The sequence below is a fragment of the Mesorhizobium sp. M6A.T.Ce.TU.016.01.1.1 genome, assembly GCF_003997065.1.
In the GTDB taxonomy this organism is placed as follows: domain Bacteria; phylum Pseudomonadota; class Alphaproteobacteria; order Rhizobiales; family Rhizobiaceae; genus Mesorhizobium; species Mesorhizobium mediterraneum.
In genome coordinates this window covers 140,611-157,079 of record NZ_RZTJ01000014.1, presented here as the reverse complement: position 1 = coordinate 157,079, position 16,469 = coordinate 140,611, and the positions used below count along the sequence as shown (strand labels likewise).

At 62.2% G+C, this 16,469-nt stretch carries 17 protein-coding genes and 1 pseudogene; 10 read left to right on the top strand and 8 right to left on the bottom strand.

Annotated features, from left to right (window positions below; all coding sequences use genetic code 11):
- Positions 1-283: 283 nt before the first annotated feature.
- Together EOC94_RS23340 and EOC94_RS23335 are read right to left on the bottom strand one after the other, a co-directional pair.
- Complete coding sequence (locus tag EOC94_RS23340) at positions 284-1,063, bottom strand: pseudouridine synthase (protein ID WP_127293752.1); 780 nt, start codon at positions 1,061-1,063, stop codon at positions 284-286.
- A 27-nt stretch (positions 1,064-1,090) separates the two neighbouring features.
- Positions 1,091-1,741: a GntR family transcriptional regulator gene (locus tag EOC94_RS23335; RefSeq protein WP_127293770.1), complete on the bottom strand. Its 651-nt coding sequence runs from the start codon at positions 1,739-1,741 to the stop codon at positions 1,091-1,093.
- A 135-nt stretch (positions 1,742-1,876) separates the two neighbouring features.
- Here EOC94_RS23335 and EOC94_RS23330 point away from each other — a divergent pair, with 135 nt between their 5' ends.
- On the top strand, positions 1,877-3,121 hold the full coding sequence (locus tag EOC94_RS23330) for an FAD-dependent oxidoreductase (RefSeq protein ID WP_127293750.1): 1,245 nt from the start codon (positions 1,877-1,879) through the stop codon (positions 3,119-3,121).
- A gap of 201 nt (positions 3,122-3,322) precedes the next feature.
- On the opposite strand, the gene EOC94_RS23325 is transcribed toward EOC94_RS23330, so the two are convergent.
- Complete coding sequence (locus EOC94_RS23325) at positions 3,323-3,544, bottom strand: hypothetical protein (protein ID WP_095482866.1); 222 nt, start codon at positions 3,542-3,544, stop codon at positions 3,323-3,325.
- Between the two features lie 287 nt (positions 3,545-3,831).
- Here EOC94_RS23325 and EOC94_RS23320 point away from each other — a divergent pair, with 287 nt between their 5' ends.
- The 3 genes and pseudogenes from EOC94_RS23320 to EOC94_RS23310 all read left to right on the top strand — a co-directional run bounded on the left by EOC94_RS23320 (position 3,832) and on the right by EOC94_RS23310 (position 5,894).
- Positions 3,832-4,110, top strand: coding sequence for a metal-sensing transcriptional repressor (locus EOC94_RS23320; RefSeq protein WP_095482843.1), 279 nt, complete (start codon positions 3,832-3,834; stop codon positions 4,108-4,110).
- Between the two features lie 35 nt (positions 4,111-4,145).
- Positions 4,146-5,084: pseudogene (locus EOC94_RS23315) on the top strand (cation diffusion facilitator family transporter); the annotation flags it as partial.
- 99 nt (positions 5,085-5,183) lie between these two features.
- Positions 5,184-5,894: a sulfite exporter TauE/SafE family protein gene (locus tag EOC94_RS23310; protein WP_126105624.1), complete on the top strand. Its 711-nt coding sequence runs from the start codon at positions 5,184-5,186 to the stop codon at positions 5,892-5,894.
- 222 nt (positions 5,895-6,116) lie between these two features.
- Here the strand turns inward: EOC94_RS23310 and gcvA are convergent, their stop codons facing one another.
- Entirely contained in the window at positions 6,117-7,028 is a 912-nt protein-coding gene (gcvA, locus tag EOC94_RS23305) for a transcriptional regulator GcvA (protein ID WP_127293748.1), read from the bottom strand.
- Between the two features lie 127 nt (positions 7,029-7,155).
- Between gcvA and EOC94_RS23300 the strand changes: the two genes are divergently transcribed.
- A complete protein-coding gene (locus EOC94_RS23300) occupies positions 7,156-7,860 on the top strand; it encodes an SDR family oxidoreductase (RefSeq protein WP_127293746.1) in 705 nt (234 codons plus the stop codon).
- A gap of 69 nt (positions 7,861-7,929) precedes the next feature.
- On the opposite strand, the gene EOC94_RS23295 is transcribed toward EOC94_RS23300, so the two are convergent.
- The gene (locus EOC94_RS23295; protein ID WP_127293744.1) at positions 7,930-8,355 is read right to left on the bottom strand and encodes a helix-turn-helix domain-containing protein; all 426 of its coding nucleotides are present in this window, start codon (positions 8,353-8,355) and stop codon (positions 7,930-7,932) included.
- Positions 8,356-8,420: 65 nt separating this feature from the next.
- Here EOC94_RS23295 and EOC94_RS23290 point away from each other — a divergent pair, with 65 nt between their 5' ends.
- Positions 8,421-9,158 carry a cation transporter gene (locus EOC94_RS23290; RefSeq protein WP_127293742.1) on the top strand — a complete coding sequence of 246 codons (738 nt, stop codon included), beginning with the start codon at positions 8,421-8,423 and terminating at the stop codon, positions 9,156-9,158.
- Between the two features lie 82 nt (positions 9,159-9,240).
- Here the strand turns inward: EOC94_RS23290 and EOC94_RS23285 are convergent, their stop codons facing one another.
- Positions 9,241-9,606, bottom strand: a complete 366-nt coding sequence (locus tag EOC94_RS23285; RefSeq protein ID WP_127293740.1) for a VOC family protein — start codon at positions 9,604-9,606, stop codon at positions 9,241-9,243.
- A gap of 148 nt (positions 9,607-9,754) precedes the next feature.
- Here EOC94_RS23285 and EOC94_RS23280 point away from each other — a divergent pair, with 148 nt between their 5' ends.
- The 4 genes from EOC94_RS23280 to EOC94_RS23265 all read left to right on the top strand — a co-directional run bounded on the left by EOC94_RS23280 (position 9,755) and on the right by EOC94_RS23265 (position 12,330).
- Entirely contained in the window at positions 9,755-10,066 is a 312-nt protein-coding gene (locus tag EOC94_RS23280) for a hypothetical protein (RefSeq protein WP_245465634.1), read from the top strand.
- Positions 10,067-10,076: 10 nt separating this feature from the next.
- On the top strand, positions 10,077-10,967 hold the full coding sequence (locus EOC94_RS23275; protein WP_185928314.1) for a sigma-70 family RNA polymerase sigma factor: 891 nt from the start codon (positions 10,077-10,079) through the stop codon (positions 10,965-10,967).
- 240 nt (positions 10,968-11,207) lie between these two features.
- On the top strand, positions 11,208-11,798 hold the full coding sequence (locus EOC94_RS23270) for an ankyrin repeat domain-containing protein (RefSeq protein ID WP_127293766.1): 591 nt from the start codon (positions 11,208-11,210) through the stop codon (positions 11,796-11,798).
- A gap of 13 nt (positions 11,799-11,811) precedes the next feature.
- Complete coding sequence (locus EOC94_RS23265; protein ID WP_127204159.1) at positions 11,812-12,330, top strand: YHS domain-containing (seleno)protein; 519 nt, start codon at positions 11,812-11,814, stop codon at positions 12,328-12,330.
- 11 nt (positions 12,331-12,341) lie between these two features.
- Here EOC94_RS23265 and EOC94_RS23260 read toward each other — a convergent pair whose 3' ends face one another.
- Together EOC94_RS23260 and EOC94_RS23255 are read right to left on the bottom strand one after the other, a co-directional pair.
- On the bottom strand, positions 12,342-14,537 hold the full coding sequence (locus tag EOC94_RS23260) for an adenylate/guanylate cyclase domain-containing protein (protein ID WP_127293736.1): 2,196 nt from the start codon (positions 14,535-14,537) through the stop codon (positions 12,342-12,344).
- A gap of 731 nt (positions 14,538-15,268) precedes the next feature.
- Positions 15,269-16,426: a mandelate racemase/muconate lactonizing enzyme family protein gene (locus EOC94_RS23255; protein ID WP_127293734.1), complete on the bottom strand. Its 1,158-nt coding sequence runs from the start codon at positions 16,424-16,426 to the stop codon at positions 15,269-15,271.
- Positions 16,427-16,469: the final 43 nt, after the last annotated feature.

Here is a 16,469-nt window from a genome sequence, read left to right as displayed (position 1 = left end):
CAATCCGGCAGGATGGCTGCCTAAACCGACAAAGGCCTCGCAAGGGCCGCGGAAAACCGCTCTGCCGGCCTTCAAAAAGGCCCCCACTGACCACCGAACTCCACTTCGCTCCCCGTGCAAAGCCCTCCTTGTGGGAGAAGGTGGATTGGCGCGTAGCGCCAAGACGGAAGAGGGGTGTTGGAAGGATCGCTGTTGGTGCCAAGCTGGAACACCCCTCATCCGACCGAGCTTCGCTCGGCCACCTTCTCCCACAAGGGGAGAAGGGAGAGCGAGGCGTCTTCGCTCAGCCCTGAAGCAGCGCCAGCTCTTCGGCGGTGAGGTGGCGTGCCTTGCCCTTGGCAAGGTCGCCGAGCTGCAATGGACCGATCGCCACCCGCACGAGGCGAAGCACTTCCACGTCATAGGCGCCGAGCAGCCGGCGGATGTGGCGGTTGCGGCCCTCGTCGAGGGTGATTTCGAGCCAGGCGGTGCTGCTGCCGCTGCGCAGGATTTCGATCGACCGCGCCGTCAAATCCTCGCCATCGACCGTGGCGCCGGCGCGCAGCCGCGCCAGCATGGCCTCGTCGGGCAGGGCGCCGATCTGCACGTGATAGATCTTGGCGACGTGCGAGGCGGGGTCGAGCAGGCGCTGGGCAAAGCGCGTGTCGTTGGTCATCAAAAGCAGGCCCTCGCTGGCCTTGTCGAGACGGCCGACCGGCGACACGAAGGGCAGGTCGAGTTCTGCCAGGCAATCATAGACGGTGCCGCGGTCCTGCGGGTCGTCGCGGGTGGTGACCAGGCCGCGCGGCTTGTTGATCATCAGATAGACCTTGCGCTCGGCGACGACGCGGCTGCCGTCGACCTCGATGCGGTCGCGGCCGGGATCGACGCGCATCGAGCCGTTGCGCACGATCTTGCCGGCGACCCGGACGCGCCCTTCGGCGACCAGGATCTCGGCCTGCTTGCGCGAGCACAGGCCGAGTTTCGACAGCGCACGGCAAAGGCTGACGCCGGGTGGACTCGCTCGGGGACGACTGGCGCCAGGCGAGGGGCGTGGCCGGCCGATGTTCGATCGTGGCGTCATGGTCTTGCGTGGTCGTTGCGGCAAAGGTCAGGACTTTCCCGCCAGCCCATCTCCAGCCTTGGCAAGCGTTTCCATGCCTTCGCTGAGGTGCTTTCGCAAGACGCGGACGGCTGCCTCGGCATCGCGGTGGCGGCAGGTCGTCAACAGATCGCGGTGCTCAGTCTGCGAGCGGCTGCGATAGTTGAGGTTGGACAGGAGAACGCGAACGTAGCGATCGGCCGCATTGTGGTGGGCTTCGATGAGGCCAAGAAGACGGGCGTTGCCGCAGGCGCTGTAAAGGGCCAGGTGAAAGGCACGGTTCAGCGTTCCCCAGCGGCCGACATTCGGCTCGGCGTCGATCTGGTTGAGCACATAGCCGGCCTCGTCGAGCTTCTCCTTGCCGAGGTTCGGCACCGAGAGCCGCAGCGCTTCGCTTTCGAGCAATGCGCGGACCGCAAAGATCTCCCGGATCTCGGCAGCGTCCATCCTGGCGACATGCGCGCCCTTGGTCGGATGGATCGAAACGATGCCTTCGGCTTCGAGCTGGCGAAGCGCATCGCGAACCGGCATGCGGCTGAAGCCGAAGCGCTCGGCAAGATCGTCCTGACGCAGTGGCGTGCCGGCCGCCAGACTGCCGTCGGCGATCGATTCGCGCAGCACATTCGCCACCTGCTCGGCCACCGTCAGCGGTTTCTGCATCAAGCCCTCGCCAAGTCCGCTCACTCGATTCTCCTTGTCACTTGGACCCTGCCTAACAGAAAGCAGCTTGTCTGGATATCTGGATACTCGTATACGAGTATCCAGATATCCCATATATCCGCAGGGGGAAACTCCATGTCGCTCGCATCGGGCCGCTCAGCCAAGCAACCGGGCTCCTATAACAGACCGGTCGACGCCGTCGTCATCGGCGGTGGCATCGCCGGTTGCACGCTGGCCTGGGAGTTGGCGTCCAGAGGCGTCAAAACGGTCGTTCTCGAACAGGCCGTGATTGCCGCCGAATCGTCGGGACGCAACACCGGCACCTTGCTCAGCGGCCCGCAGACGCAAGTGGTCGAGATGCTCGATGCCTGCACGGCGATCTATGAGGAGCTTTCTCAAGGAGCGGTGCCCTTCGAGTTCTCGGCGATAGGTCACCTGCTCATCTCGGAAGACGAGGCCAGCTTCGAGGCGGCCGGCACTGTCGCCGATCGCTACCGGGCCGCCGGTGTCGCCATGGAGAAGGTCACCGGCGCGGAGCTCGCGCGGGACCATCCGCGCATCGGCTTCAAGGTGGCGGGCGGCTATAGCGTCGGCCGCGCCTGGACGCTGGAGCCGATGGGGGCGACGCATGCCTTCGCCCACGCTGCCCGCGAGGCCGGTGCCGCGATCCGGACAGGGCTTCGCGTCGCCCAGATTTTCTCGAAGGGCGGCAAGGTCCAGGGCGTGCTGACGGATCAGGGGATCATATCAGCCGATCTCGTCTTCATCGCCAACGGGCTGTGGATGTCGGACCTGCTGCGGCGAACCGTCGGCGACGGGCCGCTGCCTAGCCTGCCGTTCACAGCCGGCCGCGGCTGGCTGATCCAGTTGGGCAAGCTCGACTTCGAGCTGCCGTGGATCGTCGAGGAACTGACATGGCCGGACCAGGAGGAACTGGGAAAGCGGATGAGCCTCGCCGGCCTTGCCGACGTCGCCGAACAGCGGGACGACCAGCCGGCCGTCGAGGCCATCTGCCTCAATCCGATGCGTGGCGGCGATGCGCGGCTCGGCGCATCGGTCCAGCCGGCTTTTCGCGACTTGGTTCGCAACACCGATATGGCGAGCCGGATCGCCAGCCGCACGCTGCGCATGCTGCCCGGTCTTGGCTCGCCGCGGGTGAGCAACGTCTATCCCGGCAACCGGCCGATGCTCTCCGACGGTCTGCCGGTTGCCGGCAAGACTGCCATCGAAGGCCTGTTCGTGCATGGCGGCATGGGTTCGATCGGCATGCATGCCGCGCCGGCGACGGCGCGCTGGCTGGTGGACGCGGTGCTTTCCGGCGATGGCAACCCGACGCAGCAATGGCTGCGCCCAGACCGCTTTCCCGGCTGGGGGCGATGAGTGCCTGCCGTGCCTTCGTTGCGAAAGAGCGCCTCCGGACATCATGGCAAGGTTGGCGGGACAGCGCCCCCTCTGTCCTGCCCTCTTTGCCAAAACTTGGCATCTCCCCAATCGAGGGGGAGATGCTTCGCCGACGGCGCTTCTTTTTCGAGGTTGGCGATTGACGTGGTGCCTGGCTGATCGCCAGGGGTGCCACGATCGTCAATTCGCCCTGGGGTCGTCCAGCATCTCGACAACGAAAGACGCGGCAATCAGGTCGTCGGCATCGAGGCGTAGGGAGCCTTCACTTCCTCCCATGACGGCGGCGACCTTCTGAAAGGTTTTCATCTCGTGCTCGGTAATCCGGGCGCTCTGCATCCTGGCTTTGAGATCAGCGACGCGCAGCCCCAATGTGTGGGACGTTCCAATTTCTCGGTTCGACATGACAACATGCTCCTCCCCAACCCATGCTCTTGCCTCCCCACCGATATTCGCCCGTCGCCAAGTTTGCCTAAATATGAGGCACGGCGAATACAGCGCCCCGAACGCGTGGTGCGAGGGAAGGTTCCAGCGCGACATGGTCACGAAATAATACGGGCCGGCCGGTCCGACAGGCTAACCGCAAGAGGGTGGCAGGTCGCTGGACGGGCCGGTGGTTTTCTTCGATCAGTGGGAAGCCTCACCGGCAAAAAGATTGACCGTATCCCCCTGGGGAGGATAGGAACGCAGGCATGTCCGAAGGCATCCACCGTTCGCATCCCGATATCGTGAAGCGTCTGAAGCGCGCGCAAGGCCACCTTGCGGCGGTGCTGGCCATGTTCGAGGCGCATCGTCCTTGCGTTGATCTGGCGCAGCAGCTTCATGCCGTGGAAAGCGCCATCAGCAGCGCAAAGCGCGAACTGATCCACGATCATATCGAGCATTGCCTGAGCGATACTGCGGAAACGGGCACCGCGGAAGCGGGCGGCAACTCGCTGGCGGAACTCAAGCAACTGGCGAAATACCTGTGAGCAGTCAAATACCTGTGAACAGCCTCGGCGCGCGCATTCTCGACTGGTTTGGGTTCGGGGCGCGCGATCACGCGGCGCATGGTCATGGCGGCCACGGCTCGCACGGTCACACCCACGGGGTCATCGATGCGACCATCACGACGACGGACCGGGGCATCTGGGCGATAAAATGGTCGTTCGTCATCCTGGCAATCACGGCGGCGATGCAGATGGTCGTGGTGGTGCTGTCGGGCAGCGTAGCGCTGCTGGCCGACACGATCCACAACATCGGCGACGCCACCACCGCCATTCCGCTGTGGATCGCGTTCATACTGGCCCGGCGCAAGCCGTCGCCGACCTTCCCCTACGGCCTTGGCCGGGTCGAGGACCTGGCCGGGATCATCATCGTCGGGATCATCCTGTTCAGCGCCATCGTCGCTGGTTATCAGGCCATCGATCGTTTGATAAATCCACGCGTGGTGACGCATCTTGGGTGGCTGACGGCGGCAGGCATTGTCGGCTTTCTCGGCAATGAGGCCGTTGCGGTGTTCCGCATCCGCGTCGGCCGGGAAATCAACAGTGCCGCGCTGATCGCCGACGGCTATCATGCCCGCACCGACGGCCTGACCAGCCTTGCCGTGGTGTTCGGGGCGCTCGGCGTCTGGCTCGGTTTTCCGCTGGCCGACCCGATCGTCGGCCTGCTGATCACACTTGCGATCTTCGGTATCGTCTGGCAGTCGGCCCGCTCGGTGCTGACCCGCATGCTCGACGGCATAGAGCCTGATGTCATCAGCGAAATCCACCATGCTGCCGCGCACGTGCCGGGAGTGCGCATCGTCGACGCCAGGGCGCGATGGATCGGTCATAAGCTGCACGCCGACATTGCCATCGCCGTCGACGAAAGCCTGCCGGTCTCCGAAGCGAGAAAGATCACGACGGCGCTGGAAGACGAGCTGTTCGAGCACATGCCGGCGCTTGCGGCGGCCAACATAAGATTGGCGAGAGCGGATGCGGATCATCCCCATGAGCATGGTCACAGCGAACACAGGCACTAACGGTCGCTCCGACCGGCTCGTTTCTGTTACCCTCGGCTGATGTTCCAAATCCTTATCGAGTTCCAACGAACGATCTATCTGGCGGTCGGCGAGCAGATCAAACTGCTCTCGGTGGGAGGCGACTGGCTGGCGTTCATGTCTTTCCTACCGATGGGCATCGTCTTCGGCGCCGCCCATGCGCTGACGCCGGGTCATAGCAAGGCCGTGCTGGCGACATATCTTGCCGGTTCGGATGTAAAGGTTCCGCGCGGCCTTCTCGTATCGATCACGCTGTCGTTCACGCATGTGATGATTGCCGTTCTGATTGCGGTCCTCTCGCTGCCACTGGTTTCCATCGCCTTGGGCAGTGTCGGCCGCGCTCCGCTTTTGGAGGATATCAGTCGTGGGCTGCTCGGCCTGATCGGTGTCTGGATGCTCTGGCGCGCTTTGAGCCACGGCCGTCACCATAAGCATGAGGGCGAGGCGGTCGGCGTTATGGCAGGTCTGATCCCGTGCCCGCTGACGCTTTTCGTGATGACCTTCGCGATGTCCAGGGGCATTCCCGGTGCCGGCATTCTCTTCGCGATCACCATGATGGTCGGTGTGGCGCTGACGCTGTCCTGCGTCGCGGTGTTGTCGATCCTGTTTCGGAAACGTCTGGTGGATTTCTTCGCCGGCAAGCCACTCGAAACCATTTCCCGAATCCTCGAAGGCGTTGCCGGGCTAGCGCTTGCGGGCGTTGCCGTCTGGCAGATCATGTCCGGTTCCTGATCGTGCTCAGGTGTCAAGGCGCTTGATCCGCACAATAGGATCAAGATAGGTCTCTATCTCCTTGTTTGATGGAACTTTTCCGGATCATGTGATGTCTCCGCGCCACGATGTCGGGCGCGCAGCCGGTTCGACGCAGGATTGTCGGCGCCATGACGTTTAGACCTGAGGTTCGGCATGGGCGAGCCGTGTCAGGCGCGTCTCTCGAACATCGGGGCTTGGTGTTCACGACGACAGCCGTGTCTCATCGCCCTCGTTCAGCAGCCATTGCCGAACGGCTTGCGTCGGCTCGGGGTGTCGCTGCTTGCGTGGAACCACGACGTAGAAATCCTGCGTGCCGCGCATCTCCACACCGAGAGGCTGGACCAGCCGGCCGGCGGCGAGATCGGCCGCGACGAGAAAGCGGCTGGCAAGCGCGATGCCCTGGCCCGCGACGGCAGCTTCTATCGCGAGGGCGGTCTGATTGAAGCGTATGCGTCTTAGCTGCGTCGTCATCTTCAGGCCGACGGCCTTTTCCATGAATTCCGGCCACAGATTGTGCGCATCGTGGAGCAGCACATGATCCTTGATTTCTGCCGGCGCGATTTCGCTCGCGCCAGCAGGCAGCAAGGAGGGGCAGCACACGGCGATGATCTGTTGCGGAAACAAGAGATCGACGAGAAGGCCGGCGCCGAAGGGCGGGCGACCTTGCCTGACCGCGATGTCGACGCCGTCGGCCTGGAAGCTCGACAGGCTTTCGCTGACCAGGATTCGCAGGTCGACAAGCGGGTTTTGCGCCACGAACTCCGGCAGTTTCGGGATCAGCCACTTGGTGGCAAAGCTCGGGGTTACGCTGATCGTCAGCCGGGCCGGCTCGGGCCGCAGCAGCAGCAGCAGGGTTGCCTCCGAGATCAGGTCGAAGGCACGGCGAATGTTCGGCACGTAGGCGCGACCCTCACTCGTGAGCGCGAGGCCGCGCGGCAGTCGCTCGAACAGCTTTACCCCCAGATCGGCCTCCAGCCCGCGGATATGCTGCGCCACAGCACCCTGCGTCACGTTCAGCTCTTCGGCTGCGATGCGGAAGTTGAGATGGCGCGCGGACGCTTCGAAGGCGCGAAGCGCATTGAGCGCCGGCAAGCTATGGAAGGCTTCGGGCATCCAGGAGTTTTTCTACAGGTTGATTTCAGACTTTCTGGTTCGAACCAGCCGGGAGAACCGGTTATATCACTACTTCAGCCTCGAAGACATCGCTTTCAGATCCCTGTCACCCGAGAAGGAAGATACGATGAGTGTAGAAAAAGTAGCTGTTGTCGTTGCCGGTGGCAGCGGCATGGGCGCTGCGGCCGCAAAGCGTCTGGCGGGGGATGGCTTCAAGGTCGCCATCCTGTCCTCATCCGGCAAGGGCGAGGCGTTGGCCACGGAGCTTGGCGGGCTTGGCGTGACCGGCTCCAACCAGTCGAACGACGATCTGCAACGTCTCGTGGATCTCACGCTCGATCGCTGGGGTCGCATCGATGTCCTGGTCAATAGCGGAGGTCATGGGCCACGTGCGCCGATCCTCGAAATCACCGACGACCAATGGCACACCGGCCTCGACATCTACCTGATGAACGTCATTCGGCCGACGCGTATCGTCGCGCCGCACATGGTCAAGCAGAAAGCCGGCGCCATCATCAACATCTCGACGGCATGGATTGTCGAACCGAGCCCGATGTTCCCGACCTCGGCCGTGTTCCGGGCCGGGCTTGCCGCTTACACCAAGATCTTCGCCAACACATACGCCGCCGACAACGTTCGCATGAACAACGTCCTTCCCGGCTGGATCGACAGCCTTCCCGCCACCGAGGAGCGCCGCGACAGCGTGCCGATGCAGCGATATGGCACCAGCGACGAAATCGCCGCGACGATTGCCTTCCTCGCTTCCGAAGGGGCCGGATACATTACCGGTCAGAACATTCGCGTCGACGGTGGCATCATCCGCGCGATCTGACGCCGCCTCGACGCCCTGGCTGGGGCATCTACCGGCCGGAATCGACCCTTTGCAGACTGCACTACTCAATCAGGTCTCAACTAAGCGGCCATGCCCGTGACTACTGTCGGCCAAAGTCTCGATGACGCGGCATTCAGCCACCCGGCCAGAGGCGCATTCCTCGACCATCCGCTGCAATTCCGTTCGTAGAGCGTTGAGGCTGGCAATGCGTTCCTCGACTTCAGCAAGGCGTGCTTTTGCGATCCTGTCGGCAACACTGCAAGATTGATCTGGGTTGTCCTGCAGCGACAGAAGCGCGCGGATTGCCTCGATATCGAAGCCAAGTTCACGCGCATGCTTGATGAAGGCGAGTCGCGCCGTGGCGTTTTTGCCATAGCGCCTTTGCTGCCCTTCGGTGCGAGGCGGCGGCGGCAACAGGCCGATCTGTTCATAGTAGCGGATGGTCGGCACCTTCACTTCGGTGCGCCGCGCGAGTTCGCCAATCGAAAAATCCATGAAAAAGCCTCTTGAACCTCTAGTCACTATAGGGACTACGGTGCCTGCACAAAAGGAGGCACCGCATGGCTGACCATTGCTGCAATCACGAAACGAACGCTTCCTGCGCCCCGACGCCGTTGGTCTTTCCAGTGAGCACGACCGCCGTTCGCCACGAGGTCGAAGAGGCTTGCTGCTCTGGGGGCGTGCCAATCTTTGACGGTATGGACCCGCGCTACAAGCGCATGCTCTGGACAGTCATCGGCATCAATGGGGCGATGTTCCTGACGGAGATGGTGGCCGGTCAGCTTGCGGGCTCGCAGGCGTTGAAGGCGGATGCATTAGATTTTTTCGCCGATACCATCACCTACGGGTTGAGTCTCGCCGTGATCGGGGCAAGCCTACGCACACGAGCGACGGCCGCCCTGTTCAAGGGCCTCTCGCTTTCCGTTATGGCTGTCTGGGTCTTTGGCTCCACCGTCTATCAGACACTTGTCCTTGGACTTCCGAGCGCTGAAGTAATGGGTGCGATCGGCTTTCTTGCGCTAGCGGCAAACCTTGGTTCCGTGCTCCTGCTCCGACCCTACAAGGACGGCGACGCGAATGTGCGATCGGTCTGGCTTTGCTCCCGCAATGATGCGATCGGAAACGTTGTGGTTATGGCGGCGGCATTGGGTGTCTGGGGCACATCGACGGCATGGCCCGATCTGGCGGTGGCGGCGCTGATGGCAGGCATCTTCCTCACGTCTTCAGTGCAAATCCTGCGACAGGCGTGGCGCGAGTATCACGAAGGACAGCGCCCTGGTCGGGTTGCTGCAGAATGACAGGCCATCGTCCACTCACCACCCTCTCCAGCCGTCCAAATGGCCGCGTCAGAATTCAGAGGCTCGCTCTCCGGCCGGTCGCTTATTGGCTGGCGACCACCATGCGGTTGCCCTCGCTGTCGCGAAATTCCGCCACCGTGCGGCCTGGCTGCCAGGGCGCCTCCTGCGGTTCGGTGATGATCTCGACGCCGCCAGCCTTCAAAGCGGCGATCGTGGCCTCGACATTCTCGTCGACCAGCACCAGCACGGGCTCCGCGCCTGCCGTGTCGTCGGCGCGCCTCACGAAATGCAGGTTGGTGACAGCGCCGGGAAATGTCAGCTCGATCCAGCGCCAGCCGCTATCGCCCATCTTCTCGTCGGCCGCGACCTGGCAGGCGAGATGCCTGATGTAGAACGCCTTGGCGCGGTCCTGGTCGAACACCGGCAGTTCAGCAAACTGGATGTGCATGGTCGTCTCTCCTGCTCCTTGATGGTGCTGCGTAGCGGTTCACAGGTGGAAGACGATCCGGGCGGCCGAAAAGATTCATGCCGAGCCGAGAATCTTTTCGGGAACGCGAAACGTCTTCTGCTCAGGTCAACCAATCAGGAGACGAACCATGGGCTACAAACTCATTCGCTACAGCGTGAAAGACACCGGGCTTGAAGAGAACCGCGCGCTGGTGGCAAAGGTGTTCGAGGCGCTGGATGAGACGGCGCCGCAGAGCGTGCGCTATCTCGTGCTCGAACTGGACGACGGCGAGTTCATCCACGTTGTCGGCGAGGGAAATGACACATCCGTGCTGACCGGGCTTGCGGCGTTCGAGGCGTTCACGCAAAACCATGCGGAGCGGCGTTCGACGCCGGTCAAGCGATCGCCGGCCAAAATCATCGGCAACTATCATGTGCTCGAGGGCGGCAAAGCCGGATAGAATGGACGCCATGATCCCACAAAAACTCGATCGGCCGGCGCTGGAGGCGATGCTCTCCGAGCTCCGGCCGAGGCTGCATCGCTATTGCGCCCGCATGGCCGGCTCGGTGATCGACGGCGAGGACATCGTGCAGGAGACGCTGCTGAAGGCGCTGCAGGCGCTCGACGGCAGCATGACGGTCGAGCGGCCGCAGCAATGGCTGTTTCGTATCGCCCACAATGCCGCGCAGGACCATTTGCGCCGGCGCCATCGGGAAAGGTCGCGCATCACCGAGGCCGACATGACCACGATCGAGGATCCCTCCGGCAGCGCCGACGCGCGGCTCGCCGCGGCGGCCGGCCTGCGCAGCTTCATGCAGCTTTCGGTGGCGCAGCGCGGCGCCGTGATCCTGGTCGACGTGCTTGGCCTTTCGCTGCACGAGACCTGCGAGGTGACCGGCGCGACGCTGGCCGCGACCAAGGCGGCGCTGCATCGCGGGCGGGCGCAGCTGCGCTTGCTTGCAGCCGAGCCGGAGCAGGTCGCCGCGCCGAGGCTCGACGCCGACGACGAGCGGCGGCTGCGCCGCTATGTCGATCTGTTCAACGCGCGCGACTTCGACGCGGTCAGGGCGCTGATCGCCGAAGATATCCAGCTCGAAGTCGTCAACCGCCTCCGCCTGCGCGGCAAGGCCGAAGTGTCGACCTATTTCGGCAATTACGACCGCGTGACCGACTGGGCGCTGTCGCTGGGCTTCGTCGACGGCAGGCCGGCGATCCTGATCCGCAACCCGCAGGAGCCGGATGGCGCCGTGCGCGGCTTCATGCTGGTCGAATGGCGGGACGAGCGGGTCGTCCAGATCCGCGATTTCCGCTACGCGACCTGGTGCCTGGTCGATGCGGAGATCAGCCCGATGGAGCGGTGAGGGGAAGGCTGGAATAGCGGGATATGGCGCGAAGGCGACATGGCCAAGCCACCGGCTGCCCTATTTATCGAGGTGGCATTTGACACAGCCTGCGGTCGCGGGTGGAACCTTCCGCCGTGACCCGGGGCGACTTCCCTGGTGGAGCTTAAAGCGGACATCCGGCCGCGCTGTCCGCCGGCATCTGCCCCGATGAGCCCAATGCAGCTTGTATGACTCGAAGCTAATATGCTATTCTACACGATGCGCGGACTGCTGGCACTTACTATGCTGGTATTGGCGGCTACAAGAGTAGTCGCAGGTGAGCCGTTGTTCGACTCCATCGCTGCCGGCGACAAGAGTGCCGTGGAGCAAGCCTTGGCAGGCGGTGCCGACGTCGACAGCCGCGCACGCGACCAGGCAACGCTCCTCATCGCTGCTGCTCTCGACGATCAGCTTCCCATTGCGGAATTCCTGCTGAGCAAGGGCGCCGACGTGATGGCGCGCAATTCCGGTGGGTTTACCCCCCTCCACGCGGCTGCCTTTTCTGGAAGCCTCCCAATCGCCAAGCTGTTGCTCGAACAGGGGGCGGTGCTCGAAGACTCGGCTAACAAGTCTGGGGTCACACCCTTGGTGATAGCGGGTGAGGAAAACCATGTCGAACTGGCAGAATTCCTCATTGCGCAAGGTGCGGATGTGAACCATGCCGAGGGTCATGGCTACATGCCGATTACCCGCGCGTTCTGGAAGGGCAATACCGACATCATAAAACTATTCAAACGGCATGGCGCGACGTGCCAGGCGAAAGTCCTTGGCGAAGCGAACGCTGCGAAGTGCGAAGCTATCCACGATTGAACGGAGAACGCAGATGAACATATCGATCAGACTGGTTCCCAATTCGGCGTCGGCAGTCGTATGTGCGCTCACCTTGATGGCCGGTGCAGGCTCTGCCTTCGCCGACTCGGTGAATACCGGCTACTTCGGCGGAGTGGCGATCATGGGCTACGACACGGTCGCTTATTTCACCGATGGCAAGGCCGTGAAGGGTTCCGAAGATTTCTCCTATGAGTGGCTTGGCACGCCGTGGCATTTCGCCAGCAAGGAACACAAGGAAATGTTCATGAGCGAACCTGCCAAATACGCTCCTCAATACGGTGGTTACTGCGCGGGCGAGGTCGCACTCCATGAATCCGTCACCGTCAATGTCGATCCGGAAGCGTTCAAGATCATCGATGGCAAGCTCTACCTGATCTACGACGAAGGAAACGCGGCCGCCTTTGCGGACAATGCCGATGATCTTGTTCCGAAGGGCGATGCAAAATGGCCGGTCGTCGAAGCAAAGTTGGCAGTCGATGAGCCGGATTGGAACTTGATCAATAACCCCTGAGTCTTGCGAGCTCAATTCACTGTCACGAAGTGAAACACCATACCTGCATTGACATAAGAATACCCGTTGCCGGCAGCGTCCCTGCGTCTGTAGACGGGACCACAGATGGGGCGCCCAAACATATTTTCGCTATGCTCACATAAGAGGTCGCGATCGACGTAGACCCTCTCGGTGAGCATTCGTGTCATCGTGCGGAAGACTGCCGTGCCGTCCTGTTCTATCTGCATAATGGCTGGAAGCCCGTCGGGTTCGATGTTGCCTTTCAAGGTCTTGCCAACAACAAGAGATGCGATTTCCGCGCCGTTCAACCGGTCCTGTTCATCGGCGGTGAAGCCGAACGGCCATTCGGGAAGTCCTGCCAGGCGTAGGGCGTCGATGATCGGCGCCAAATCCTCAGCGTTGCGAAGATGGGCATAGTGATTCCGAAACGCGTCCAACGACCGCAGTCGAGCCAAGGATTCGGTCTTCGTCACAAGCCGGAGGCCGTCCGCAATCGCCGCTTTGGCGTCCTCTGTGCGGCCGGCGCGGGAATAGGCCGCTGCGAGCAGAATCCTAAGGCTGCCCGCCTCTGGAGCATCGTCGCGAGCGCGCTCGAGAGTCTCAATGGCTTTCCTGGTGTCCCCGAGCAAAAGCAAGACAACCCCGACAACCTCCCGGTCTATCGGAGCCAGATTGGGATCAAGCTTCAATGCCGTCTCGACCGCCAATGCCGCTTTGTTATGGTTGCCGGCGAACAGCTGGATATAACCAACGGCAATTTGCGTCGCAGCGTCTCCGGAGCCTAATGCGACAGCACGCTCCGCCGAGGCGATCGCATCTTCATAGCGGCGATCCATGACCTGCATAATCCCGAGAACGGCGTAGGGCGATGAAAACTCCGAATCGAGCTCCAAAGCACGGCTTGCCTTCTCATATGCTCTCTTTCGCGCAAGCGCGCTCTGAATGATATCATCGGAGGCAGTGCGCCAAAGATAGACACTCAGCCGTGCGTCGGCGGCGAAGGCCTCGGCGAAGGTGGGGTCGAGCTTCTGCGCCTTCTCATACAGCGCAAGCGCCTCGCGCAATCCGTCGCCTCGACCGGTGCGCGCCTCCCGCTCCGCACGGAGGTAGGTATCATAGGCTTCGAGATTTGCAGTCGGCGGGCGTGCCATTCGCTCGCTCTCGGCTACCGAAGCTTGGACGCCGAGCGCCTTGGCGATTTCCCGGCTCATCTCGTCCTGGACTGCAAACACGTCCGCGATGCCGCGATTGAACCGATTAGCCCATAGATTGTCGCCAGTGGCGATATCGATGAGTTGCGCGTTGAGGCGGATTTGATCGCCGGTCCGCCTCACGCTGCCGTCAACGACAAATTGCACGCCAAGGTCACGCCCAACATCTGCCAAAACGAGGGGTTGTCCTTTGTAGGCAAAGACGGAGTTACGGGCGATCACATCGAGCCCGGAAAGCTTCGCAAGGTCGGTGATCAAATCTTCGGTGATGCCGTCGGCAAAATAGTCCTGGCCAGGATCGCCGCTCAGGTTCGTAAACGGCAGTACTGCAATGGATGGCTTTTCGAGCGCGGAGAGCTTTTGCCATTGCCATGCAAAAATGCCTGCAAGCAAGACGATGAGCAGCGCTGCTACTCCTGCCAAAATCATGATGGGCGAACCTGGCCGGCGTGGCGCCGCTAAGATCTTCCCCGCGTCTCCGGGATCGAGCAGAACCCGATAGGCGCGAACCGGATCGGCGATATTCTTGAGGCGCTGCCCTCCGAGATCCGCAAAGCCGACATCCACTTTGTGCGCTGCGTGATCGAACGCCGTGCCGGAGATGCAAATTCCGCCGGGCTCTGCGATCGCTTCCAGGCGCGCCGCGATATTCACGCCATCTCCATAGATGTCGTCGCCCTCGACGATGACGTCGCCGAGATTGACGCCGATGCGAAACCGGAGCTGCCGGGCTTCGGCGATACCCTTGTTGCGGTCGGCCATCCGGCGCTGGATTACAGCAGCACACTGGACGGCATCGACGACGCTGGCGAACTCGACGAGCGCGCCGTCGCCCATGAGCTTGATCATGCGGCCGTGGTGCTTCTTGATCTCGGGGTCGATCAGTTCGCGACGGCAGCTCTTCAGTCCCTCGAGCGTGCCTACCTCGTCCTCGCCCATGAGGCGGCTGTAGCCAACCACGTCGGCAGCAAGTATTGCCGTAAGCCGTCGGTCCATACGTGCCGTGCGCCTTCCCTGGTCGGTCGAAGCGGCTTTGCCTTCACCCTATTCTAGTCCTGCTTCGGACGCGAGTGTGCGCGACCGTGTTATGGCCATAACTAGAGGATGGCGGTGCTACTCGGAATGGCAACGCGCCGGTCCTTCCATCCACGAGTTCTGAACGGAATGCTGTCTCGACAAGATGTCCGCTTAGGTCATCAGCGCCGGCTTGGCTGAGTGTCCGCTTTGGAGACGCCGAAATGCTCTGGGAATGACCGGAATGGGGTCAGCTCGCGACGACGCACGCAGAGTGCCTGAAGGTCCGCTTCCGACTAATTCGAGCCTCCAAACCTGTCTGTCAGCTTACGGCCCAAATTGAGACGTTCCTCGCCCCGCCGTGTCCCGAACCTTGTGTGGACCCGGCACGGCTTCGGCGATGTCGATGTCTGGGCCGTTGAGATGGATGCGGGCAAAAACCCATCGAGGCTCACGGCGCTGAACATCTAGCCGCATCAAGAAGCCGGATATACGTCAGCAGTTGTGACCATCAACCGGATTCAGCTAACCTGTTGCAATCGGGCGGGGTCCTATACGTTCCCACATATGAGTCAGATCCCGTTTTGCGCGAAAGGCTGGGATTCCCATTCCATGGTCATCGACAGGGAAGGGCAGATGGCGGGACAGGCAGCAAACTTCGCTCGCCGGCCGCGTTGGGCCAATCTACCTTATTAAGCCGACGCCTGGCCGCGCTACATTTGCACCGCGAACTCCTTGATCAGGCCATCCTTCGGCTCAAGCCCCAGCCCCGGCTCCTGCGACACACGCAGATAGCCATCCTCGGGTTGTGGGACGCTCTTGAAGATTGCGTTGTAGGCCATCCACTTGTGGAAGTGGTATTCGACCAGTCCGCCGTTCGAAATCCCGGCATGCAGCGCGATGTTATGCGGGCCATTGCCGTTGCCGTGCGAGAGCGGGATATGGAACATCTTGGCAAGGGCGGCGGTGCGGATCGCTGCTGAGTAGCCGCCGTCATTGTTGACATTGGGCTGTATGTAGTCGACTGCGTCGGCCAGGATCAGGTCGCGCGCGGAGAACTTCTCATTCTCTGCGGCAGCGACCGGGATGGTCGTTTTCGAGCGCAGCTCGCGCAGCAGCCTCGGGTCGTTGTAGTAAAGCGGCTCCTCGACGAAGCTGATGTCGAGTTCCTCGCATCGCTTGCACAGTTCCGCTGCCTGGGCCAGATTCATGCGCAGATTGCCGTCCATCGCGAGCTTGACATTCGGGCCGACAGCCTCGCGCATCGCCTTCATGCGGAAGTAGTCATCCTTGGGATCGGGAATGGGCTGGCGGCCGACAGTGTTCTTGAGATGGTTGTTGCCGAGTTTGACGAGGTGGGCCGCCTCCGCGGCGAGTTCCTCCGGCGAATAAACGGGGGCGTTGTCATAGGCCGCGCCATGCGTGACATAGACCGGCACCTTGTCGCGCGCGCCACCCAGCAGGTGATGCACGGGCTGGCCGAGCATCTTGCCCTTGATGTCCCATAGCGCGATGTCGATCATCGCCAGCGCCGAGATCAGCGTCCTGCCGAGCGGCCGCTCGAAGCTGGCGCGATCGAACAGCAGGGGAATGCGTTCGGTGCGCATCGGGCTCTCTCCGATGATCGTCGGCGCGATGTATTTGTTGATCAGGTCGATGGCGACGTGGTGGGTGTAGCCGCTGGTCGCCCAACCGATGAGGCCGTCGTTGGTCTCGACCTGGAGAAGCAGTGCGCCTTCCTTGTTCGGCTTGTCGCGATAGGGCGGCGGCGTGATCGGAATGTTGGCGAGCTTGTGCGCTTGGATACGAGCGATCTTGCTCCTGGTCTCGACGACATTGTTGTCCTGTTGGACATAAACATCCTGAAGCACGACTTCCCTCCTTTCCCGACGTTCCGTGCCGGGAAGCCACTGT